Below are 21,602 nucleotides of genomic sequence, written 5' to 3'. Positions count from 1 at the left end.
GAGTGGGACGCCGGCAAGGCCTTGCGCCGATACGACATCGCGATCACTCGCCTTGGCGTGAAACAGGAGTAGAGCGGGATGGCGGACGATAGATATTCGCTCAGATACGCAGCCTTCACTGAGAGTGGGTCGGCGGCCTCAAATACGAACCCTGCGAGTAGTGTGATCATCTCCGCTGGGGATCGGCTGCCAGGACTGAGCCTCGCGATGGAAAACCTTGGGCTCAAGCTCGGCCGACTGACCACGGCAATCGAGTCGCTGACCGTCAAGCTTTCGGCGCAGCGATTGTTTTCCCAGGCAATGGGAACCGGCGCCAAGGGCGAGACAGCCAAGGAACCGAAGGGTCAGCCGGCCGGCGGTATTGAGCCACCAGAACTGCTGAAACCCGCGATAGCGATGGATTCAGCCATTGCCGATCTAAAGCTGGCCACCCAATTCGGCCCTCGCCAGATTGCCGAGATGGCTGAGCCCACCCAGCGCATCGCCAGCGCGCCATTGGTGGCGGCCGGCGGGACCACGGCGGTTGATGTCGTGAGGATGGGAAGCCTGGCGGCCAGGGCGGGAATCAGCAGCGATCTGCCCAATGCCTCGGACCGGCAATTGGCACTGTTGCGCTTTGCCAGTGATGCAGGGGTGACGGCATCCACATTCAAGATGCCGGCCATGGAAGCCGCCGAGATGCTGCTCGGCTGGCGCACCGCCATGAAACTCAGCGCTGAAAAAGCGTTTGACCTGGCGGATGCAACCAACCACCTCGGCAAGCTCCCCGGCGGTGCGAAAGCCAGTGAGATCGGTACCGTGTTGCAGCGTGACGGTGCGGCCGCGACCTCGGCGGGTTTGCAACCAGCGCAAGCCGCAGCGTTGACGGCGGCGTTGCTCAACACCGGTTCGCAACAAGCTGAAGCCGGCGCCGCGCTGGATAGCTTCGCGAAGGCTTTGGGCAAGGGCAATCAAGCCTCCGCGACCGAGCAGGCAGCCTGGAAGCAGTTGCGGCTTGACCCTGAGGAAGTGGCGAATGGGCTGCGTGCCAAAGACGCAGCGCCCGGTACGGTGATGTCGGTATTGGCGGCCTTGAATGCGCAGCCTGTGGACCAGCGCCCGAACCTCGCCGCTTCGCTGTTTGGCGTGGGCGACCAAGCGGTGCTACGCATGGCGCAGAAGCTTGACGATGTGAACGCAGCGTTCTGGCAGGTGGAAGACCCGGCCCACTACGCCACGTCGCTATTGGGTGACAAGGGCTCGGTGCGGCAGGATGCGTTGGCGTTGTCGAACACCCAGCAAGGTCGGTGGAACGTCTTCAACGCCAGCAATGAGCGTTTGTCGGCGGCCGCTGGCAATGCCGTGACACCCGTTGTGGACAGCTCGCTGCAATGGCTCGGGTCGTTGAACGATGACATGAGCGAGTTGGCCGAAACCTCACCTAAAGCCGCCGCCGCCATTGTGCTGGTCGGCGCGGCGATCAAGCCGCTGGTGGGGGCGTTGCTAAAGGCCCTCACGGATGAATTGGGCAGTCGAGCGGCCAAGCGAATTTTGGAGCCGACGAGCGCTGCGAAGGCCGAGGGTGGCGTGAGCGCCGGCCGCTCCCTGCAAGGCGTGACCAGTTCATTGCGTACGGTGACTCGTATAATGCCCAAAGCGATGGTTTTGGGTGCCGCCGCTGAGGTCGTCGAGGGCGCGATCAATGGGGACGGCGGAATGATCGGAGAGGGCCTGGGGGCCGCTGGCGGCGGCTGGGCGGGCGCGTCGGCAGGCGCTGCGATTGGCACCTTTTTCGGTCCGGGCATCGGCACCGTCCTCGGTGGAGCGATCGGCGCGCTTGTTGGCGGCCTGACGGGAAGCTGGATGGGCAGGGAGGCGGGGTCCTGGCTGGGTGACAAACTCGCCACGCCCGCCGACAGGCTCGCCGTCCCAGAGCAGGTCAGCAAAGACCTGGCCGGCACCCAGGCAACCACCCAGCAAAACACCCTGACCGCAAACATCTACATCAACGGCCAGGATCAGGCCAGTGCCGCCCAATTGGCGAACCTGGTGGTGCAACAAATCAGCAGCCAATTCCAACTCATGCCCAACTCACTCGCCATGCGCAGTGACGCGGCCCTGACGGACGGAGGTACGTGATGCGTCAACAAATGGCGTTGGGCAATTTCATTTTCGGCCTCTCCCGCAACTTCGCTTATCACTCGCTGGTTCGCACCTCGGACGGTGGCTGGAAAAACATCGACATCCTCACCAGCAAACCAAGGTCCAGTCAGGTCGGGCAAGGCTTGCAAGGGCTGACGATCACCGGCAAATCGATGTACGCGACCGCCATGGATCGCCTCGATGAATTGCGAGCGCTGCAAGCCTTGCGCATCCCTTTGCCATTGGTCGATGGCATCGGTCGAAACTGGGGGCTGTGGCAGATCAACAAGGTGTCGGAGACCCAGACCGAGGTCATCGACGATGGCACGGCGATGGTGGTCGGTTGGGTGATTGATTTGACGGAGTTCGCCAATGCGTAGGGTTCGAAGTATCGCCGGTGATTCGGTGAATCTGTTGCTGTACCGCGAGCTTGAGCGCTGTGACGACCTCGTTGAGGAGGCGCTCTGGCTGCTCAATCCGGGGTTGGCGCAATGGGGCCCGGTATTGCCGGCGGGCGTATGGATTGTCCTGCCGGAAGTGGATCTCAAGCCCGTGGCGATCCCTCCGGTCTCGGCCTGGGATTAAGGAGGCGACATGTCATTGGGTTTCACGCCTGCGGTGGAAATTTATGGTGCGAACGCCGCGCTGCTCAACGAACGCCTGCTCGGTTGGAGCCACGTCGACGCGGCGGGGATCGAGTCCGATCAATTGACGCTCACCATCAGCCTGGACGGACTCGAAGGGTTGCCAAGCCTGGGCGGGAAAATCGGCCTGCGGGTCGGTTATCTTGAATCGGGGCTGGTGGACAAAGGCGAGTTTGTCATCACTCGGCGCACGCCGTTGTTGTTTCCTCTGCAACTCGTTCTGGTGGCCATGGCGGCGCCGTTCAGCGCGGCTGACCAGACGGGCTTCAAGCAGCGCCGATCCATCAGCCATGGCCCGACGACCCTGGGGGCGTTGTTTCGGGAGCTGACGTCCAGGCACGGGTTCTCGCCCCGTGTGGCGCCGGAGCTTTCGCTGATTAAAATCGAGCACATTGACCAAACCAACGAAACCGACATGGGCTTGCTGACCCGCCTGGCCCATCGTTATGACGCTGTGGCCAAACCAGTCAACGAGTTGTATGTGCTGGCCCGGCGCGGTCAGGCGAAGTCGTTGTCGGGCAAGGTCCTGCCCGAGATAAGGCTGTCGGTGACGACGAACAATCGCCCGGGCGACCACGCTTTCATTTCGGCCAAGCTGGATGAAACCGCGCGGGCGAAGTACGAGGGTTGCAAGACCTTTTGGTGGGATGCGGCGGCGGGCAAGCTGCGGGTCGAGGAGAGCGGCATCGCGCCGTTCAAGACCCTGCGCCAGCGCTTCCAGAGCGCAGAAGAGGCCCGCGCCGCCGGCGAAGGCGAGGTGCGCCGGATGCTGCGCGAGGCCCTCAAGGTGACGATCGAATGCCCGGGTAACCCGGGGCTGTCCGCCGAGGGCATCGTGCTGCTCGATCCTTCCTGGCCGGATTTCATGCGCGGTCGCTGGTCGATCGACAAGGTCACCGCCAGCGGTAGCCGGGAGAAAAGCTACCGCTGCAGCGTTGAGGCGACTTGCCTGGATGCAAGAGCGTGACCGGGGCTTGGAGGGGCCATCATTCAGTTACGTAGCATTCGCCGTGCGTCGTCGAGACTGATTTTTTTGATGATATCTGCCGGCACCCTTGAGGTCGCGGACAAGTTATACACCTGAAAATCATCATCAATGATCTGCTTGGACATCAGTTTTAGAGAAGGCAGGATGCGAGTCTTGTAATGCTGATCCAACCCGCAGGGCGAGCGTTTGCTTTCGACCGTTTCATAGAATCGGCCGGCCGCTTGGTCCAAGTCGAAACCTACAAGGAAAACCCTATTGAAGCCCAGATGGTAGGCAACCTGTAAGGCCAAATACATCACCGTCCTGGCATCGAAGCAACCGAGGGTCATATTTTTGCTGAAGCCGATGTCTTTGCTTCGCTTGCTAAAAAGAGATCTGTACCTGACGAGAGACTTCTGCGGGTTGAATAACGTGGAGCAGATCGAGGCCCTGGGAGCTTTTTTCAAGCCGAAGGCTCGCCCGCTTGGCTTAGCTTGGACGATGTCGAACTGGTCCTCCCATAAGGCAACGTTCTCACTGAGCCGCATAGCGGTTGCAAAAAGATCGGGCTGCTGGAGCGGGAAGTGGGTATCGGAGCAGATATAAAAAAAGGGTTTTGTATGCGCTTGGCTGAACATGGATATAGCGCCGTTCATGGTAATCATGGGTACGGCTGAAAACTCCTCCAGCGGAAAGCCCTTCGCTGAGTTGCCCGAGGCGATGATGAAAACCGGTCCACTTTTTACATTCCTACATTCGCTAAAGCTCATGTTTTCAAACGATGTAAACGATGACTCCGTAATGAGCGATTTCTCAAAACTACTTCGCCTGCTCATTCATTCCATTCCGTTAGTCAATGATCGTTGTTGTATTCATTCGCGTTAAAGAGAGCGCCATGTTCATCACCCCTGCCCAACTACTGCGTATCCTCCCAAACGCCGGCGACAATGCCGGCGTTTTTGCACCTCTCTTAGGCACTGCCATGGAGCTTTACCAGATCATCGGCCCCAAGCGTGCCGCCGCATTCATTGCACAGGTGGGGCACGAGTCCGGCCAGCTGCGGCACGTACGGGAGCTAGGCAACGATGTTTATTTATCAAAGTATGACACTGGCCGATTGGCTTCGTGCCTGGGCAACTCCCCCGAAGCCGATGGCGACGGGCAAAAATACCGTGGGCGAGGTCTGATCCAGATCACCGGGCGGGCTAATTACCAGGCCTGCGGTAAAGCCTTGAGTCTGGATCTGATGGAGCAGCCTGCATTGCTGGAGCTGCCGCGATGGGCCGCGCTTTCGGCTGCGTGGTTCTGGGCGTCGCATGGGCTTAATTCTCTCGCTGATGCTGGTCGATTCGACGCCATCACGCAGCGGATCAATGGCGGCCAGAATGGCGCGGCGCAACGGCGGGCCTTGCATGGGCGGGCGTTGCAGGTGTTGGGATGAATCCGGCGCTGTTGAGGTTCTTTCCCATCACAGTATTGGGGCTTTTACTGCTGGCGACCAGCATGGCATGGAAGGTCCAGGATTGGCGTTACGGCAGGGTCTTGGCCGAGCAAGCGCGGGCGCAGGCCGAGACCTTAAAGCAGATGACCGCGGCAGCTGCGGCTTCCCAGCATAAGGAAACACAGAAACGCCTCGCCCTGGAACAACAACTCTCCACCAGCGAACAAACCCATTACCGAGCCCTGAGCGATGCCCAACGTGATCAGGATCGCCTGCGCGATCGCCTTGCTACTGCCAATGTCCGGCTGTCAGTCCTCCTCGACGCCGACGATGTCGCCGCCGGTTGTACAGTGCCTGCCACCACCGGCACCGGCGGCGTGGATCATGGCGCCTCACGCGCCCGACTTGACCCGGCGCATGCTCAACGAATTATCGCCATCACCGACGCGGGCGACCGTGGACTGATTGCCTTGCAGGCCTGCCAGGCGTATGTCAGGGCGCTGGGCCGGTAATCCGCCGAGTCTTGCAAGCGGCGATTGCTCGTGTACGGTAGGGCCCATTGCGTCGAATCAGGAGAGCAGCGTGGACGACATCACTGAACTGGCCGCTGAATTGGGTAGGCGCTTGCAGGTGCTAAATGCCCATGTCACCACGGCCGAGTCTTGCACCGGCGGGGGGATCGCCGAGGCAATCACTCGGATTCCGGGGAGCTCGGCCTGGTTCGAGGCCGGTTTTGTCACGTATTCCAATCGCCAGAAAACCCAGCAGTTGGGTGTTCCCGCAGAGCTGTTCGACAAAGTCGGCGCGGTCAGTCGCGAGGTGGTGGAGGCCATGGTGCGCGGCGCCCAGCAGAAAAGCCTGGCGCGGTTTGCCGTGGCGGTCAGCGGCGTGGCCGGGCCGGACGGGGGCTCGCCGAACAAGCCGGTGGGCACGGTGTGGCTTGCCTGGGGTGTTGGCGAGGCGGTGTACAGCGAGCAGAAATTCTTACCTGGCAACCGCGACGAGGTCCGCCGACAAACGGTGAAGGCCGCGCTAGACGGGCTGTTACAACATGCCGCCGCAGAAATCTCAAATCAGGGGTAGGCGATCCCCGATCGCTGTGGAATAATACTGGCTACTTATACAGGTGTTGGCCGTCAGGCCTTATTGATTACGTGAGGACTTTAATGGACGACAACAAGAAGAAAGCCTTGGCTGCGGCCTTGGGTCAGATCGAACGTCAATTCGGCAAGGGTGCCGTAATGCGTATGGGCGATCAGGATCGCCAGGCTATTCCTTCCATCTCCACCGGCTCCCTGGGCCTGGACATCGCGCTTGGTATCGGCGGCTTGCCAAAAGGTCGTATTGTTGAAATCTACGGTCCCGAATCTTCCGGTAAGACCACGCTGACGCTGTCCGTGATCGCCCAGGCTCAAAAAGCGGGCGCTACCTGCGCCTTCGTCGACGCCGAACACGCCTTGGACCCGGAATACGCCGGCAAGCTGGGCGTCAACGTCGATGACCTGCTGGTCTCCCAACCGGACACCGGCGAGCAGGCCTTGGAGATCACCGACATGCTGGTGCGCTCCAACGCAGTTGACGTGATCATCGTCGACTCCGTGGCGGCCCTGGTACCGAAAGCGGAAATCGAAGGTGAGATGGGCGACACGCACGTGGGTCTGCAGGCTCGCCTGATGTCCCAGGCCTTGCGCAAGATCACCGGTAACATCAAGAACGCCAACTGCCTGGTGATCTTCATCAACCAGATCCGCATGAAGATCGGCGTGATGTTCGGCAGCCCTGAAACCACCACCGGTGGTAACGCGTTGAAGTTCTACGCCTCGGTTCGCCTGGACATCCGTCGTACTGGCGCGGTGAAAGAAGGTGATGAGGTTGTCGGCAGCGAAACCCGCGTCAAGGTTGTGAAGAACAAGGTGGCATCGCCGTTCCGTCAGGCTGAGTTCCAGATCCTGTACGGCAAGGGTATCTACCTCAACGGCGAAATGATCGATCTGGGTGTGCTGCACGGTTTCGTCGAGAAGTCGGGCGCCTGGTATGCCTACAACGGCACCAAGATCGGTCAGGGCAAGGCCAACTCGGCCAAATTCCTGGCGGACAACCCGGAAGTCGCGGCAGCCCTCGAGAAGCAACTGCGGGACAAGCTGTTGAGCCCGGTGGCGGACGTCAAAGCCGTGGCCAACCGCGAGACTGCCGACAACCTGGCCGACGCAGATATCTGATTGATCCGATGACTGCCGTACTCGATACCCTCGTCGCGGTGCGGCGAGCTGCGATGGACCTGCTCGCCAGGCGCGAGCACGGTCGTGTGGAGCTGACGCGTAAACTGCGTCAACGCGGGGCTCATGATGAGTTGATCGACGCCGCTCTTGACCGTTTGACGGAAGAGGGGCTGTTATCGGAAGCGCGGTACCTCGAGAGCTTCGTCTCTTATCGCGCCCGCTCCGGCTACGGTCCAATGCGCATTCGTGAAGAGCTTGGCCAACGCGGGTTGCAACGAGCGGATATCGAATCAGCCTTGCGCGAGAGCGGTATCGATTGGCAGCAACAGTTAGCCGAGACCTGGCGCCGCAAGTTTTCGGGACATTTGCCTATCGACATTCGGGAGCGTGCCAAGCAAGGGCGTTTCCTGGCGTATCGAGGCTATTCCATGGAAATGATCAACCGCTTGTTCAGTGGTCGCAGCATGGACGACTAAAAACGGCCCGCTATGTCGATAGCGGGCCGTTTTTTTATGGGCTCACGTTACCTTGATCGGCTCCCAAGTCAGGGGGTGGGCCTTGGCGGTGGGTTGGGCCCAGTTTTCCGGCAGGTTGATGTAGTCCACCAATTCCCTTAAGCGACCGTGGTCACGGGCGTTGAACGTAAATGCCAATCGCGTCAGATGACTGAAGGGCGCTTCCTCGGGTTCTTCGCCGTTGTAAGCGTGCTGATGGAAACAGTCATTCAGGCACAGGTCGGCGAACTCGGCCTGCATTTGTTGCAGTGCTTGTTCACTGAGTTCGTGATTCATGCGGATCACGAACTGATGCTTGAGCCAGCGGCTGGAATGGAAGTTACGGTAGAACTGGTTGATTTCCCCCACAGCGTCCTCGGCGCAGTACACCAGGCGCATCAACTTCATGTCGGTCGGCAGGATGTAGCGGTTTTCCTCCAATTGTTCGCGGATAAAGTCCAGGGCGCTCTGCCAGAACTTGCCTCCGGGCACGTCCAGCAATACCACCGGTACCAATGGGCTTTTGCCCGTCTGCACCAGAGTCAGGACCTCCAATGCTTCGTCAAGAGTGCCGAAACCGCCGGGGCACAGCACCAAGGCATCGGCTTCCTTGACGAAAAAAAGCTTGCGAGTGAAGAAGAAATGGAACGGCAACAGGTTCTGCGTCCCTTCGACGGTCGGGTTCGCATGCTGCTCGAAGGGTAGGGTGATGTTGAATCCCAGGCTGTGCTCGCGGCCCGCGCCTTCATGGGCCGCGGCCATGATCCCGCCGCCTGCGCCGGTGATCACCATCATGTCTGACCGAGCCAGCGCCGCTCCCAGCTCCCGTGCCAAGCCATACAAAGGGTGTTCGATGGGCGTTCGGGCCGAGCCGAAGACCGTAACCTTGCGGCGCCCTTTGAATTGTTCCAGCGTTCGAAACGCATGTTCCAGTTCCCGAAGGGCCTGAAGCGTGATCTTCGCATTCCAGCGGTTGTGATCTTCCTGGGCCATGCGCAGCACGGTCAGGATCATGTCGCGGTAGATGGGGAGGTTGGGGCTGTTGGGCGATACCAGGTTGAGTTGCTCTTCGACCTTGCGGGTGAGGTCGTGGCCATGGCTCTCAAAATGACGGCTGAGCAGGTCATTCGGTTTGTAAGGCATTCAGCTTCTCCTTCTGAACAGGACCCCGGTCCTGACGAGAGATTCATCAGGGCCACGACACTTCCTGTGCCGTTGTGAGTCCGGGCGCGTGCCCGGGCGTAAACCTGGCTCGACGTAATCTGTAGCAAGGCGGCCAAGCCATCCAACGGGTCCTGCTGTTTCCCTTGGATGAAAAACGGTTGAACATCGCTTATTGGTGAGGGCAGCCTCTTTCTGCCCAGTAAAAACGATACGTTGAATCTAGCCTCTGGCGGTGAACTTCGCTGTCCAGATCATGGCGCTCGAATGTGAACGTTTGCAACATTTCCCCGTAGTCCTACGCTCATCGGTCGCTCGCGATGGGTTCAGTAATGACCTCGGCCCGTACCGCTCGTCAGCTCACCGGCTGGGTGCGTACCGCTCTGATTAACTCCATTAAAGGCGTGCCAACGTAGTTCGACGTCCAGGGCTGGACGTCCGCGCGATGAAATGCTGCATTGATGGGCAGGGAGGCGGGAGAAATGACCAGGGTAACGCTGGAGCTCGAAGGGCAGTTGTATTTGATGTTGTTGGAAGCGGCTCAAGCCAATCGGGTAAGCCTGGAAGAGGAATGTTGCCGTCGGCTGGAAGGTCGGGAATGGCGCTCACGCTATTTGCAGGCGCTGGTGGCGGAACTGCGCGCCGACGAAGAGCAGCGGCGCGCGCGCGCGGGTTGATTATTTCTTGGTCTTGGCCGGTTTCGGGCAATCCGATTCCTGGAAACGTTCGCTGGCGACCGGACGGTTGGTCTTCACTTCGGTGAACTCGTAGCGCATGGTCGCGCCCTTGGCCATCAGTTTGCGGAACCCTGGATTGGTGCACACCGTGGAGCCCAGCTGGAAATAAACCGCCTTGGGATCCGCGCGCATTTTTTGCGCATGGCTGCTTTGGACGCTGAGATGGTTGATCAGCTCGGTGCCTTCGACGGTGTAGCCCTGGTCAAGAATGTCTTCGTTGATCGCGCGCGGCGTGCCGACACTGCTTTGCTTGGCAACGTTCTGCAGCATCTTGTTCAGTTCGAGTTCTTTCAGCGACGCAGCCTGAGCGCTGATGGACGTCGCCAGCAGAACGGCAACGGTTGGAACGATAAGGCGCAGCATGAAACTCTCCTGGTTCAGTAACTGGTGGTTCGACCGGTCACGTGACTGTGCGTTCAGTGGCGGCGATTATAGGGAAGCCCGGGTAGACGGTACAGGTTTGCGCGCTCTGGTAGACTGCCGGTCTTCATTGCCCTTGCGAGTGTGGTTCGTGTCAAGTTTTCCTGTCTGCGGGCGTTGCCCGCGATGAGCTGTGCTTCCAACGCCGTAGCCCGCTTGCGCGACCAACGCGTCGATGAAGGCATCAAGCCGCTCCAGGCCCGAGGGTGGCGCGCGCCCCGTTGTGGCGCCTGTCGAGTGATCGAGAGCCATTGCTTATGTGCCTGGCGTCCGAGCGTCGAGACCCGTTCCGGCGTCTGCCTGATCATGACTAATAAGGAAGTCTTCAAGCCGAGCAACACGGGCTGGCTGATCGCCGATGTGGTACGGGATAACCATGCCTTCATCTGGTCGCGCACTGATGTCGATGAGCAACTCCTGGCTTTGTTGAACGATCCACAATGGCAACCGTACCTGGTATTTCCAGGTGAGTATGTCGAACCCTCCCGGGTAACCCACACGGTTGATCTGGCTCGGGGCAAGCGTCCCTTGTTCATCTTGCTGGATGCCACTTGGACGGAAGCGCGCAAGATGTTCCGTAAAAGTCCTTACTTTGACCGGCTGCCCATCTTGAGCCTGCTGCCCGACAGGCTGTCGCGCTATCGCTTGCGGCGCTCCACACGCAGTGAGCACCTGTGCACCGCCGAGGTAGCGGCGCTGTGCCTTGAGCTGGCGGGCGATAGCGACGCGGCGTCGGCCCTGGACGCCTATTTCGATGTGTTCAGCCAGCATTACCTGGGCGCCAAGCGTCAGCAGGAAGTGAACGTGTCGACTCCGGCCCATGCCGAACTGCTGCCCTTTGTCCGCTCGGCTCAGGCGGCGTTGGCCTAATAGTGGCCCATACTGGGTACAGCGGTGGCCGTGCAGCTTGACCACCCCGGTTTCGCTGGGCATGCTTGGCGCCGACCAGGGTGCGGCCGGAGTTTAAGACGCTGTGATTGGCGTTGAACGTGCCCCTGTGGATAACGCTGAATGGCGTTATCTTGAGTTGCATGGCGAGGCGCGAATGCATCGGGCCTGCCTTAAAAAAACAGGATCATTTGAAAAATGGCCACATACGAAATCCTGATTGCCGATGACCACCCGCTCTTTCGCAGCGCGTTGCATCAGGCGGTGACCCTGGGCCTTGGTTCGGATGTCCGGTTGACGGAGGTGGCCAGCATCGCGGAGTTGGAAGCCCGATTGGCGGAAAAGGCTGATTGGGACCTGGTGCTGCTGGATCTGAACATGCCCGGCGCGTATGGTTTTTCAGGGCTGGTCCTGTTGCGTGGGCAGTATCCGCAGATTCCCGTGGTGATGGTCTCAGCCCAGGAAGAAGCTTCGGTGATGGTCAAGGCCCGCGAATTTGGTGCCAGCGGGTTCATCCCCAAATCCAGCTCTCTCGAAATGATTCAACGGGCGGTGAAGGCCGTCCTCAGCGGTGATGTATCCTGGCCGCCGCAGGCGTTCGAGGCGGTGAGCGTGTCCGACGAGGCCAAGGCGGCCAGCGAAGGGCTCGCGAGCCTGACGCCCCAGCAGTTCAGAGTGCTGACCATGGTTTGTGAAGGTCTGTTGAACAAGCAGATCGCTTACGAACTGAATGTGTCAGAGGCCACCATCAAGGCTCATGTTACGGCGATCTTTCGTAAATTGAATGTGCGCACCCGGACCCAGGCTGCCTTGTTGTTGCAACAACTTGAGTCAATTTCGCCGCAGTCGTAGCGCCTGAATTCACGCTTTTTTGACTGCAATTACAGTAGCTTCTTCACTCCTATCGATCAGTTGCCCACTCTATGTCTCCTTTCAAAGGCCAAACCGGCCTGAAACGCATCCTCAATGCCTCCGGCTATTCCCTGGACGGGCTGCGTGCAGCTTTCGTCGGCGAAGCGGCGTTCCGTCAACTGGTCCTGCTTAACGTCATCCTGATTCCGTTGTCGTTTTTCCTGAACGTGAGTCGCGTGGAGCAGGCGCTGTTGATAGCGGTGTGCCTGCTGGCCTTGATCGTGGAGTTGCTCAACTCGGCGGTAGAGGCGGCAATCGACCGTATTTCCCTTGAGCTGCACCCCTTGTCGAAAAACGCCAAGGACATGGGCAGCGCGGCCCAACTTGTCGCCCTGACGATGATTGCCCTGGTCTGGGGCCTGGTGCTGCTCTGATTCAAGCGATGGCAGGCAGGACGATCTCGTCGCTGCGCTGGACCCCAGCGGTGAAGGCCCGGCAGAGGTCGAGGAATTCACGCATGGCTGAGGTCTGGTACTTCTGTTTGTGCCAGATGAAATAAAACTGCCGCGCCAGGTCCATGTCCGGGGTTTCCACGGCCACGAGGCTGCCGCGACGGAAAGCATCACGTAAGGCCAGGCGCGAAATGCAGCCAATGCCCAGGCCCGATTCCACTGCTCGCTTGATCGCTTCGGTGTGTTCCAATTCCAGGCGAATGTTCAGCGCGCTGCGGTGGTGGCGCATGGCCTGATCGAAGGTCAGCCGCGTACCTGAACCCTGCTCCCGCAAAATCCACGCTTCATGGGTCAATTCCTCCATGGTCGCCTGACCACGCTTGGCCAGTGGATGCTGGGGCGCGCAGAACACCACCAATTCATCCTCGACCCAGCTCTGCACCTCAATGTCCGGATGGCTGCAATCGCCTTCGATTAGACCCAGATCAATTTCGTAATGGGCGACCTGGTGCACGATATTGGCAGTGTTTTGCACGTGCAGCTTCACCTGGCTTTCCGGATGGCGCTGCATGAATCCGCCGATCAGCAGCGTCGCCAGGTAATTGCCGATGGTCAGCGTGGCCCCGACCGCCAGCGAACCGAAGCCGGACTTGCCGTTGAGTAAGTCTTCGATCTCTTTGGCCTGGTCCAGCAGTGCCACGGCCTGGGGCAGTAATTGCTTACCCAAGGCGTTGAGGCTCAGGCGCTTGCCGGCGCGGTCGAACAGTTGGCAGCTGGATTGACGCTCCAATTCAGTGATGGAAGTGCTGGCGGCCGACTGCGACAGATTGAGCAAGCCCGCGGCACGGGACACGCTTTCCTGCTGGGCGACAGCGACGAAGACTTGAAGTTGCCGTAGAGTAAATCGCATATCGATATAACCGATAACCCTTATCTTAATAATCCATTTAACAGATATTGTCGCCGCCATTAGAATGCGATGCAATTGCGCAGATTACCGGCGCAGGCATCATTTCCAGGAGTCCCCCGTACATGAGCAACATGAACCACGAGCGTGTCCTCAGTGTTCATCACTGGAACGACACTCTGTTCAGCTTCAAGTGCACCCGCGATCCGGGCCTGCGCTTCGAGAACGGTCAGTTCGTGATGATCGGCCTGCAGCAGCCCAACGGCCGCCCGCTTATGCGCGCTTACTCGATTGCCAGCCCGAACTGGGAAGAGCATCTGGAATTCTTCAGCATCAAGGTCCCTGATGGTCCGCTGACTTCCCAGTTGCAGCACTTGAAGGAAGGCGACGAGATCATCATCAGCAAGAAGCCCACCGGCACGCTGGTGCTGGACGACCTCAAGCCTGGCAAGCATTTGTACCTGCTCAGCACCGGTACTGGCCTGGCGCCTTTCATGAGCGTCATCCAGGATCCGGAAACCTACGAGCGTTTCGAAAAAGTGATCCTGTGCCACGGCGTGCGTTACGTCAATGAAGTCGCCTATCGCGAATTCATCACCGAGCACCTGCCACAGAACGAGTTCTTCGGCGAAGCGCTACGCGAAAAGCTGATCTACTACCCCACCGTGACCCGCGAGCCGTTCGAGAACGAAGGTCGCCTGACCGACCTGATGCGCAGCGGCAAGTTGTTCCGCGACATCGGCCTGCCGCCGATCAACCCGCAAGACGACCGCGCGATGCTGTGCGGCAGCCCAAGCATGCTCGACGAAACCAGCGAAGTGCTCAACAGCTTCGGCCTGACCGTTTCGCCGCGTATGCGCGAGCCGGGTGATTACCTGATCGAGCGCGCGTTTGTAGAGAAGTAAGCTTCGGCGTTTGCGGTGGCTGACCGACCGCCATCGCGAGCAGGCTCGCTCCCACACTGGATATGTATGACCACAACTTTGGTGGTCGCTGCAAATCAGTTGTGGGAGCGAGCTTGCTCGCGATGGCAGCGACTTGGTCCAACTGACAGACCATAAAAAGCCCGCGCCGTCTGATGAAGGCCGCGCGGGCTTTTTCGTGTCCGGGTTTTATCCAGCCGTAGGAACGACTTCCAACACCCGAATCACCCCCGGCTCCGGGTAATGCCAGCGCACGTCCAGATCCCAGAACCGCGCACCGTATTCCCGTTCAGCTGTAGGAACCTGATACGCCGGACGTGGGTCTTGGGCCAGGCATTGTTCGATCAGCTCCACCAAGGGCTCTTCGAGGCGCCTTGCGTGGTCGCGTGCCTGAAGCAGGGCAGAGTCCGCCCATTGCACTGGAATCAACTCAGGCGCGGCGCTGGCGATCCTGTTGGAGGCCAAGTCGATGATGTCCGCGTAGGGGACGTAGGGCTTGATATCGAGCACGGGTGTGCCGTCCAACAGGTCGATGCCCGAGATCCACAGTCGAGCGGCCTCCACCCGTTCCAGCTTTACCACCGACTGGCCGATGCCGTTGGGGCGATGGGTGGCTCGGGTGGCGAAGACGCCCATGGATTTATTGCCACCCAGGCGCGGCGGTCGTACTTTCAATCGTGGCTTGTCTTTCAGGGCTTGATGGAACAGGAACAGCAACCAGACATGGCTGACCTGCTCCAGACCCTGCACGGCCTCGCCCTGGTCGAATGGCGCCACCAGCTCCAACACACCGCGCGCGGCCGGGGCCAGTTGTGGTTGGCGCGGAATGGCGAACTTCTCCTTGAAGCAGGAGCGTACGAAGCCGATGGGGGAGACGTTGTAGGTCATGGGCTGGGATCAAGGCAGGGTTGAAAGGGCATCATAGCGCGGGCGGCTGGTCTTGCCGTTTATGGCGGGGGCTTTTGTGGCGAGGGAGCAAGCTCCCTCGCCACAAAAGCTCTGCCACCATCAGCAGCGCTTCAAGAAATGACAGCCCTTCGGCATTAGCCGCGAACGCGCAGCGTCAGGCCCTTGAGGAAGTTGCGCAGCAGCTGGTCGCCACACGGCCGGTAGTTGGTATGGCCGAACTTGCGGAACAATGCGCTCAGTTCCGGCTTGGACACCGGGAAGTCGGCGGCCTTGAGGATGGCGTGCATGTCGTCTTCCTTCAGCTCGAAGGCCACCCGCAGCTTTTTCAGGATGATGTTGTTGGTGACCGGCACTTCGATCGGCTGCGGCGGACGGCTTTCGTCCTTGCCGCGCTTGAAGATCACCAGCCCGTCGAGGAAATGCGCCATGACCAGGTCGGGGCAGAACACAAAGCCTTCTTCTTCATCTTTCTTGAGGTAGCCGGCCAAATCTTCCAGGGAGATTTCCAAGCCGCCCAGCTTGATGATCTCGACGACTTTCTTGTCGCTGATGTCGAGCATGTAGCGCACGCTGCGCAGTACGTCGTTGTGAATCATGTGTGCAATCCTGATGAAGGCAGTGGGCGCCCCGGTTCGGTGCGGCGCCGGAAAATTAGAATTTCTCTTTGGCGGACAGGTAGCGCCATTGGCCCAACGGCACCTTGCCGATCGACACGCCGCCTATGCGGATGCGGCGGATGGCAACGACCTTGAGCCCGACGGCCTGGCAAAACAGCGCGATAACGCCCGGTTGCGGGTTCTTCATGGCGAAGCGCAGGCGGTTCTCGTTCTGCCAGCTGGCCTTGACCGCCGGCAATTCCTTGCCTTTGTAGGTCAGGCCGTGGTTCAAGCGATTGAGACCGTGGGCGACCATCTCGCCCTCGACTTCCACCACATACTCCTGCTCGATCTTGGCCGCGTCGGCGGTGAGCTTGCGCAGGATCTTCCAGTCCTGGGTGAATACCAAAAGGCCGCTGGCGCCAGCCTGCAAATCGGCGCTGGCGGTCAGGCGCAGGAAGTGGCCCTTGAGCGGGCGCTTGCCGAAGCGATGTTCTTCGCTCAAGGTCTGTGGCCCCAGGGTTGCCATTGCCGCGTCGACATCCATGCCAGCCGGGACGTTCAGCAGGAGGGTCACAGGCTCTGGCGCGGTGGCCTTGGCTTGGGGGTCGAGTTCGACCTTTTGGGTGGTGACCTTGAACTGCGGTTCATCGATGACTTCGCCGTCCACGGTGACCCAGCCGCCCTCGATGAACAGCTCAGCCTCCCGACGGGAACAGCCGACGAGTTCGATGAGACGCTTGGAGAGACGAATCGGGTCAGTCATGACGGGGCCGTAACAAAAAGGGGTGGGCATTGTACCTGTCTGGCGCCGGTTAATCGCGGGTCCATTTGCCTCATGCCGTTTTTAGCCGCGCCCCGCTTTCAGATCGGGCTGCTTGTAGCGCATATGCAGCAGCGGGTAGGGCTGGTCCATGCCATCCTTTGCCGAGCGACCGATAACTTCGAACCCTTGCTTGAGATAAAAGCCAAGGGCTTGCGGGTTCTGTTCGTTGACGTCCAGTTCATCGGCGTTCAGGTGTTCAATGGCATAGCGCAGCAGTTGTTTGCCCAGGCCTTGGCCGCGATGCTCGGGGTCGATGAAGAGCATTTCGATCTTGCCAGCCGCGACCCCGGCGAACCCTGTGATGCGCTGGCGTGAATCACGGGTGCAGATGAGCATCACCGCGTCCAGGTAACGGGTGAGCACCAGGTTTCTGAGCAGTTCGATATAACTGTCGGGCAGGAAATCATGGGTGGCCCGTACCGATGCCTCCCAGACCCGGGTCAGTTCCTGATAATCGCTCGGTTTCGGTGTGTGGATGACCGAATGCTGGCGCATGTCCGCCTGTTCCTTGTGGTGGAGTTTTCTTGTCTGCATACGATAGCCGTAAAAAAGCCCTGCTTCTTGTTACAGAGCAGGGCTTCAGAAAGTTTTTTTTAGAGGCGGCGAGTGGCTGGCAAACAACCTGTGGCGAGGGAGCTAGCTCCCGCTCGATTGCGTAGCAATCGCAAGGATAGGGCTACTTCGTAGCCCAGCGGGAGCAAGCTCCCTCGCCACAAAAGCCTATTCGGCTTGAGTCCAGGCCTGGATCAACCGATCTGCTCAGCCCACAAGTCATACTCGTCGGCGTCGGTGACCTTGCACCAGACCTTGTCGCCTGGCTTGAGATTGCTGCCGTTGTCGATGAACACGTTGCCGTCGATTTCCGGAGCATCGAAGAAGCAGCGGCCGACGGCACCTTGTTCGTCGACTTCGTCCACCAGCACTTCGATCTCACGGCCGATGCGCATTTGCAGGCGCGCCGAGCTGATGGCCTGCTGGTGCGCCATGAAGCGCTCCCAACGGTCCTGCTTGACGTCATCCGGCACCACGTCCAGGTTCAGGTCGTTGGCCGGTGCGCCTTCGACGGGCGAGTACTGGAAGCAGCCGACGCGGTCGAGCTGGGCTTCGGTCAGCCAGTCCAGCAGGTACTGGAAGTCTTCTTCGGTTTCCCCCGGGAAGCCGACGATGAAGGTCGAGCGGATGATCAGCTCGGGGCAGATTTCACGCCAGTTCTTGATGCGCGCCAGGGTCTTGTCTTCGAAAGCCGGGCGTTTCATGGCCTTGAGAACTTTCGGGCTGGCGTGCTGGAACGGGATGTCCAGGTACGGCAGGATCTTGCCGGCGGCCATCAGCGGGATCAGCTCGTCGACGTGCGGGTACGGGTAGACGTAATGCAGGCGGACCCAGACACCGAGGGTGCTGAGGGCTTCGCACAGTTCGGTCATGCGGGTTTTCACCGGCGCGCCGTTCCAGAAGCCGGTGCGGTACTTGACGTCGACGCCGTAGGCGCTGGTGTCCTGGGAAATCACCAGCAATTCCTTGACGCCGGCCTTGACCAGGCGCTGGGCTTCGTCGAGCACGTCACCCACCGGACGGCTCACCAGTTTGCCGCGCATCGAGGGGATGATGCAGAAGCTGCAGCTGTGGTTGCAGCCTTCGGAAATCTTCAGGTAGGCGTAGTGACGCGGGGTCAGCTTGATGCCTTGTGGCGGCACCAGGTCGATCAGCGGATTGTGGTCCTGGCGCGGCGGCACGACTTCATGCACGGCGTTGACCACTTGTTCGTACTGCTGCGGCCCGGTCACGGACAGCACGCTCGGGTGCACGTCGCGGATGTTGCCTTCTTCCACACCCATGCAGCCGGTCACGATGACCTTGCCGTTTTCCTTGATGGCTTCGCCGATCACTTCAAGGGATTCGGCCTTGGCCGAGTCGATGAAGCCACAGGTGTTGACCACCACCACGTCGGCGTCCTGGTAGGTGGACACAACGTCATAACCTTCCATGCGCAGCTGGGTCAGGATGCGCTCGGAGTCGACCAGCGCTTTCGGGCAACCCAGGGATACGAAGCCAACCTTGGGATTGGCTGGCGCGGTAGTGGTGGACATGTCTAACCTCGGTGTAGGGGGATCGTCTCTTGCGGAGACAGGGCGCCTGACGCGCCTCTGATCAAAAAGTGCGCAATTCTATCCGTGGTCGCCGCACTTGACCAGCTTTATACCGGGAAATACGACGAGTGCTGCGCTATGCTTCGCGCCTTTGCCTTCTGGCGAACGCTGCAGTCAACAGAACGTCTGTTACAAAGCGTAAAACCGCCCATGCTGCGTCACAAGAGCGTACGGCTTCTTTCAAGAAGGCAGGTCTGGAAATCAGGAGTGTTGGATGGGTCATGCAGGTAGTCAGGCGGCGGGCGCCGAGCACTCGGCGGCCAAACCGCTGAGCATGCTGGTCGCGGCGGTCGGGGTGGTTTATGGCGACATTGGCACGAGCCCGCTGTACACCCTTAAAGAAGTGTTTTCCGGTGGTTATGGCGTGCCCGTCAACCATGACGGGGTGCTGGGGATCCTGTCGCTGATTTTCTGGTCGCTGATCTGGGTCGTGTCCATCAAGTACATGATGTTCGTCCTTCGCGCGGACAACCAGGGCGAAGGCGGAATCATGGCCTTGACTGCCCTGGCGCGGCGCGCGGCGGCCGGCAGGGCGCGGCTGCGTACGTTGTTGGTGATCTGCGGTTTGATCGGTGCGGCGCTGTTCTATGGCGACAGCATGATCACCCCGGCGATCTCGGTATTGTCGGCGGTCGAAGGCCTGGGCCTCGCATTCGAAGGCATCGATCACTGGGTGGTGCCGCTATCGGTGGTGGTGCTGGTGGCGTTGTTCCTGATCCAGCGCCACGGCACCGCGCGCATTGGCATCCTCTTTGGTCCGATCATGGTGACCTGGTTCCTCGTCCTCGGCGCCTTGGGCGTGTATGGCATCAGCCAGCACCCGGAAGTATTGAACGCAGTGAACCCGGCCTGGGCCGTGCGTTTCTTTGTCGTCCACCCGGGCATGGGCGTAGCGATCCTTGGCGCGGTGGTGCTGGCGCTGACCGGGGCCGAAGCGCTGTACGCCGACATGGGCCACTTCGGCCGTAAACCCATCGCCCGTGCCTGGTTCATCCTCGTGCTGCCGGGCCTGATGCTCAACTATTTCGGCCAGGGCGCCTTGCTGCTCGGTGATCCTGAAGCGGCGCGCAACCCGTTCTATCTGCTGGCGCCGAGCTGGGCATTGCTGCCCTTGGTGGGCCTGGCGACGCTGGCGACGGTGATCGCCTCGCAAGCGGTGATCTCCGGCGCGTTCTCCCTGACGCGCCAGGCAATCCAGCTCGGCTACATCCCGCGCATGTACATCCAGCACACCTCCAGCGCCGAACAGGGCCAGATCTACATCGGCGCGGTGAACTGGTCTTTGATGGTCGGCGTGGTCTTGCTGGTGCTGGGCTTCGAGTCGTCCGGAGCGCTGGCATCGGCCTACGGCGTGGCGGTGACCGGTACGATGTTGATGACCACGATCCTGGTCTCCGCCGTGATCCTGTTGCTATGGAAATGGCCGCCGCTGCTGGCGGTGCCGGTGCTGTTCGGTTTCTTGCTGGTAGATGGGCTGTACTTCGCCGCCAACGTGCCGAAGATCATCCAGGGCGGCGCATTCCCGGTCATAGCCGGCATTGCCTTGTTCGTATTGATGACCACCTGGAAACGCGGCAAGCAGCTGTTGGTGGAGCGGCTGGACGAAGGGGCGTTGCCGCTGCCGGTCTTCATCAGCAGCATCCGCGTGCAGCCGCCGCACCGGGTCCAGGGCACGGCGGTGTTCCTGACGGCGCGCTCGGATGCGGTGCCCCATGCGCTATTGCACAATCTGCTGCACAACCAGGTGCTGCATGAGCAGGTGGTGTTGCTGACAGTGGTCTACGAAGACATTCCCCGCGTGCCGCCACAACGGCGTTTCGAGGTCGATGCCTATGGCGAGGGCTTCTTCCGGGTGATCCTGCATTTCGGTTTTACCGACGAGCCGGACGTGCCCGAGGCGCTCAAGCTCTGTCATTTGGACGACCTGGATTTCAGTCCGATGCGCACCACCTACTTTCTCAGTCGCGAAACTGTTATCGCCTCCAAGCTGGAGGGCATGGCGCGTTGGCGTGAATCGTTGTTTGCTTTCATGTTGAAAAATGCCAACGGCAACCTGCGCTTTTTCAATCTGCCGTTGAATCGGGTGATTGAATTGGGGACGCAGGTGGAGATGTAGCACCGGGAAACAAAAAGCCCCCATTGCCTTGCGGCGGTGGGGGCTTTTTTGTGGGAGCCTCTTGGGCATTTGGTCGGTTGGTCTTTCCTTACCTTGATTTGCGTCTAATATGACGTAATATTTTACAGTTAAAGATGTGTTTTAAAGTATGCGGAATCAGGTGGAAGGAGGTGGGGTATGGCAGCACTACTGGAGCGGGCGGATCAAGCGATATCCGTTACGGCAATGGTCAGGGGGTTCAGCGCGAAGCTCAAGGAAGTATCGAGTCGTGCAACCGAAAGGCTGGTGATCTTCAAGGACAATGAACCCGCAGCGGTGATCATCAACGTCGACGCTTATCAGGAAATGCTCGATGAGCTGGAAAATCTTCGCGTCGAGGCGACGGCTCGTGAACGCTTGATCAATTTCGATCGGGCCAAGGCCGTCAGTCATGAGGATATGCGGGCGCGGTATGCCAAAAACGACTGAAGGGGCGGTGAATGGCTTGGAACGTTGTTTACCATCCGGAGGTTCAAGACGATCTGGATCAGTTGGGTGTTGCGGCTGCGAACCGTATCCTTGATGTCATCGAAGAGCGGATCATCAATGGCGAGCCGGACAAGATCGGCAAGCCGCTCAGAGCCAGCCTGGCCGGGTGCCGAAGGATCCGAACGGGTGATACCCGCATTGTTTACAGGGTCGACGGAAAAGCGATTCAGGTGCTGATAGTCGCCGTTGGCGCGCGGCGAGATAAAGAAGTATACGACGCGGCAGAACGTCGCCGTTAACAAAAGCCCCCAAGT

Annotated in this window: 26 protein-coding genes; 17 read left to right on the top strand and 9 right to left on the bottom strand. The window is 59.8% G+C overall.

What is annotated here, in order from left to right:
• The first annotated feature begins 207 nt into the window (after positions 1–207).
• The 4 genes from J3Q04_RS19585 to J3Q04_RS19570 are packed head-to-tail and all read left to right on the top strand — an operon-like array spanning position 208 to position 3,732.
• Positions 208–2,118: a phage tail tape measure protein gene (locus J3Q04_RS19585; protein ID WP_434609875.1), complete on the top strand. Its 1,911-nt coding sequence runs from the start codon at positions 208–210 to the stop codon at positions 2,116–2,118.
• The gene (locus J3Q04_RS19580; protein WP_420764275.1) at positions 2,118–2,501 is read left to right on the top strand and encodes a phage tail protein; all 384 of its coding nucleotides are present in this window, start codon (positions 2,118–2,120) and stop codon (positions 2,499–2,501) included. Before J3Q04_RS19585 ends, J3Q04_RS19580 begins: the two co-directional genes overlap by 1 nt.
• Positions 2,494–2,706 carry a tail protein X gene (locus J3Q04_RS19575; protein ID WP_420764276.1) on the top strand — a complete coding sequence of 71 codons (213 nt, stop codon included), beginning with the start codon at positions 2,494–2,496 and terminating at the stop codon, positions 2,704–2,706. The genes J3Q04_RS19580 and J3Q04_RS19575 overlap by 8 nt, the downstream gene beginning before the upstream one ends.
• 9 nt (positions 2,707–2,715) lie before the next feature.
• Positions 2,716–3,732: a phage late control D family protein gene (locus J3Q04_RS19570; RefSeq protein WP_434609878.1), complete on the top strand. Its 1,017-nt coding sequence runs from the start codon at positions 2,716–2,718 to the stop codon at positions 3,730–3,732.
• A 23-nt stretch (positions 3,733–3,755) separates the two neighbouring features.
• On the opposite strand, the gene J3Q04_RS19565 is transcribed toward J3Q04_RS19570, so the two are convergent.
• Positions 3,756–4,502 (bottom strand): lipopolysaccharide biosynthesis protein, encoded by a 747-nt coding sequence (locus tag J3Q04_RS19565; RefSeq protein WP_434611525.1) that lies wholly within the window; start codon positions 4,500–4,502, stop codon positions 3,756–3,758.
• Between the two features lie 125 nt (positions 4,503–4,627).
• On the opposite strand from J3Q04_RS19565, the gene J3Q04_RS19560 reads away from it, so the two are divergent.
• The 5 genes from J3Q04_RS19560 (at position 4,628) to recX (ending at position 7,868) form a co-directional block, all read left to right on the top strand.
• Complete coding sequence (locus J3Q04_RS19560; protein ID WP_420764279.1) at positions 4,628–5,173, top strand: glycoside hydrolase family 19 protein; 546 nt, start codon at positions 4,628–4,630, stop codon at positions 5,171–5,173.
• On the top strand, positions 5,170–5,685 hold the full coding sequence (locus tag J3Q04_RS19555; RefSeq protein WP_434609880.1) for a lysis system i-spanin subunit Rz: 516 nt from the start codon (positions 5,170–5,172) through the stop codon (positions 5,683–5,685). Before J3Q04_RS19560 ends, J3Q04_RS19555 begins: the two co-directional genes overlap by 4 nt.
• Positions 5,686–5,755: 70 nt before the next feature.
• A complete protein-coding gene (locus J3Q04_RS19550) occupies positions 5,756–6,256 on the top strand; it encodes a CinA family protein (RefSeq protein ID WP_434609882.1) in 501 nt (166 codons plus the stop codon).
• Between the two features lie 83 nt (positions 6,257–6,339).
• Positions 6,340–7,392 carry a recombinase RecA gene (gene recA, locus J3Q04_RS19545; protein ID WP_434609884.1) on the top strand — a complete coding sequence of 351 codons (1,053 nt, stop codon included), beginning with the start codon at positions 6,340–6,342 and terminating at the stop codon, positions 7,390–7,392.
• Positions 7,393–7,400: 8 nt separating this feature from the next.
• Positions 7,401–7,868, top strand: a complete 468-nt coding sequence (recX, locus tag J3Q04_RS19540) for a recombination regulator RecX (protein ID WP_434609886.1) — start codon at positions 7,401–7,403, stop codon at positions 7,866–7,868.
• A 42-nt stretch (positions 7,869–7,910) separates the two neighbouring features.
• Here recX and J3Q04_RS19535 read toward each other — a convergent pair whose 3' ends face one another.
• Positions 7,911–9,029 carry a TIGR00730 family Rossman fold protein gene (locus tag J3Q04_RS19535; RefSeq protein ID WP_434609888.1) on the bottom strand — a complete coding sequence of 373 codons (1,119 nt, stop codon included), beginning with the start codon at positions 9,027–9,029 and terminating at the stop codon, positions 7,911–7,913.
• 500 nt (positions 9,030–9,529) lie between these two features.
• Here J3Q04_RS19535 and J3Q04_RS19530 point away from each other — a divergent pair, with 500 nt between their 5' ends.
• On the top strand, positions 9,530–9,724 hold the full coding sequence (locus J3Q04_RS19530; RefSeq protein ID WP_420764285.1) for a hypothetical protein: 195 nt from the start codon (positions 9,530–9,532) through the stop codon (positions 9,722–9,724).
• Here the strand turns inward: J3Q04_RS19530 and J3Q04_RS19525 are convergent, their stop codons facing one another.
• On the bottom strand, positions 9,725–10,147 hold the full coding sequence (locus J3Q04_RS19525; protein ID WP_420764286.1) for a quorum-sensing-regulated virulence factor family protein: 423 nt from the start codon (positions 10,145–10,147) through the stop codon (positions 9,725–9,727).
• A 183-nt stretch (positions 10,148–10,330) separates the two neighbouring features.
• Here J3Q04_RS19525 and J3Q04_RS19520 point away from each other — a divergent pair, with 183 nt between their 5' ends.
• The 3 genes from J3Q04_RS19520 (at position 10,331) to J3Q04_RS19510 (ending at position 12,378) form a co-directional block, all read left to right on the top strand.
• Entirely contained in the window at positions 10,331–11,074 is a 744-nt protein-coding gene (locus J3Q04_RS19520; RefSeq protein ID WP_434562590.1) for a tRNA-uridine aminocarboxypropyltransferase, read from the top strand.
• A gap of 216 nt (positions 11,075–11,290) precedes the next feature.
• Positions 11,291–11,944: a response regulator transcription factor ErdR gene (gene erdR / locus J3Q04_RS19515; RefSeq protein ID WP_434562592.1), complete on the top strand. Its 654-nt coding sequence runs from the start codon at positions 11,291–11,293 to the stop codon at positions 11,942–11,944.
• A gap of 71 nt (positions 11,945–12,015) precedes the next feature.
• Positions 12,016–12,378 (top strand): diacylglycerol kinase, encoded by a 363-nt coding sequence (locus J3Q04_RS19510; RefSeq protein WP_420764289.1) that lies wholly within the window; start codon positions 12,016–12,018, stop codon positions 12,376–12,378.
• Between the two features lies 1 nt (position 12,379).
• Here J3Q04_RS19510 and J3Q04_RS19505 read toward each other — a convergent pair whose 3' ends face one another.
• Positions 12,380–13,306, bottom strand: a complete 927-nt coding sequence (locus J3Q04_RS19505) for a LysR family transcriptional regulator (RefSeq protein ID WP_039594356.1) — start codon at positions 13,304–13,306, stop codon at positions 12,380–12,382.
• Positions 13,307–13,428: 122 nt separating this feature from the next.
• Between J3Q04_RS19505 and fpr the strand changes: the two genes are divergently transcribed.
• A complete protein-coding gene (fpr, locus tag J3Q04_RS19500; protein ID WP_003198368.1) occupies positions 13,429–14,208 on the top strand; it encodes a ferredoxin-NADP reductase in 780 nt (259 codons plus the stop codon).
• A 207-nt stretch (positions 14,209–14,415) separates the two neighbouring features.
• On the opposite strand, the gene tsaA is transcribed toward fpr, so the two are convergent.
• The 5 genes from tsaA to rimO form a co-directional block, all read right to left on the bottom strand.
• Positions 14,416–15,114, bottom strand: coding sequence for a tRNA (N6-threonylcarbamoyladenosine(37)-N6)-methyltransferase TrmO (tsaA, locus tag J3Q04_RS19495; RefSeq protein ID WP_434609892.1), 699 nt, complete (start codon positions 15,112–15,114; stop codon positions 14,416–14,418).
• A 155-nt stretch (positions 15,115–15,269) separates the two neighbouring features.
• Positions 15,270–15,731 (bottom strand): DUF1456 family protein, encoded by a 462-nt coding sequence (locus J3Q04_RS19490; RefSeq protein ID WP_420764291.1) that lies wholly within the window; start codon positions 15,729–15,731, stop codon positions 15,270–15,272.
• Between the two features lie 55 nt (positions 15,732–15,786).
• Positions 15,787–16,497 carry an rRNA pseudouridine synthase gene (locus tag J3Q04_RS19485; RefSeq protein WP_420764292.1) on the bottom strand — a complete coding sequence of 237 codons (711 nt, stop codon included), beginning with the start codon at positions 16,495–16,497 and terminating at the stop codon, positions 15,787–15,789.
• Positions 16,498–16,578: 81 nt separating this feature from the next.
• On the bottom strand, positions 16,579–17,052 hold the full coding sequence (locus tag J3Q04_RS19480) for a GNAT family N-acetyltransferase (protein WP_420764451.1): 474 nt from the start codon (positions 17,050–17,052) through the stop codon (positions 16,579–16,581).
• 251 nt (positions 17,053–17,303) lie between these two features.
• Positions 17,304–18,644 (bottom strand): 30S ribosomal protein S12 methylthiotransferase RimO, encoded by a 1,341-nt coding sequence (gene rimO / locus J3Q04_RS19475; RefSeq protein WP_420764293.1) that lies wholly within the window; start codon positions 18,642–18,644, stop codon positions 17,304–17,306.
• A 334-nt stretch (positions 18,645–18,978) separates the two neighbouring features.
• Between rimO and J3Q04_RS19470 the strand changes: the two genes are divergently transcribed.
• From J3Q04_RS19470 to J3Q04_RS19460, 3 genes are all read left to right on the top strand, one after another.
• Entirely contained in the window at positions 18,979–20,820 is a 1,842-nt protein-coding gene (locus J3Q04_RS19470; protein WP_420764452.1) for a potassium transporter Kup, read from the top strand.
• Between the two features lie 177 nt (positions 20,821–20,997).
• Entirely contained in the window at positions 20,998–21,288 is a 291-nt protein-coding gene (locus J3Q04_RS19465; RefSeq protein WP_434562598.1) for a type II toxin-antitoxin system Phd/YefM family antitoxin, read from the top strand.
• A gap of 11 nt (positions 21,289–21,299) precedes the next feature.
• Positions 21,300–21,587 carry a type II toxin-antitoxin system RelE family toxin gene (locus J3Q04_RS19460; protein WP_434609895.1) on the top strand — a complete coding sequence of 96 codons (288 nt, stop codon included), beginning with the start codon at positions 21,300–21,302 and terminating at the stop codon, positions 21,585–21,587.
• Positions 21,588–21,602 lie beyond the last annotated feature (15 nt).

It is taken from the genome of Pseudomonas sp. D4-21 (assembly GCF_051132125.1).
Taxonomy (GTDB): domain Bacteria; phylum Pseudomonadota; class Gammaproteobacteria; order Pseudomonadales; family Pseudomonadaceae; genus Aquipseudomonas.
The sequence above is the reverse complement of the archived record's forward strand: the minus strand, read 5'-3'. Positions and strand labels throughout refer to the sequence as shown.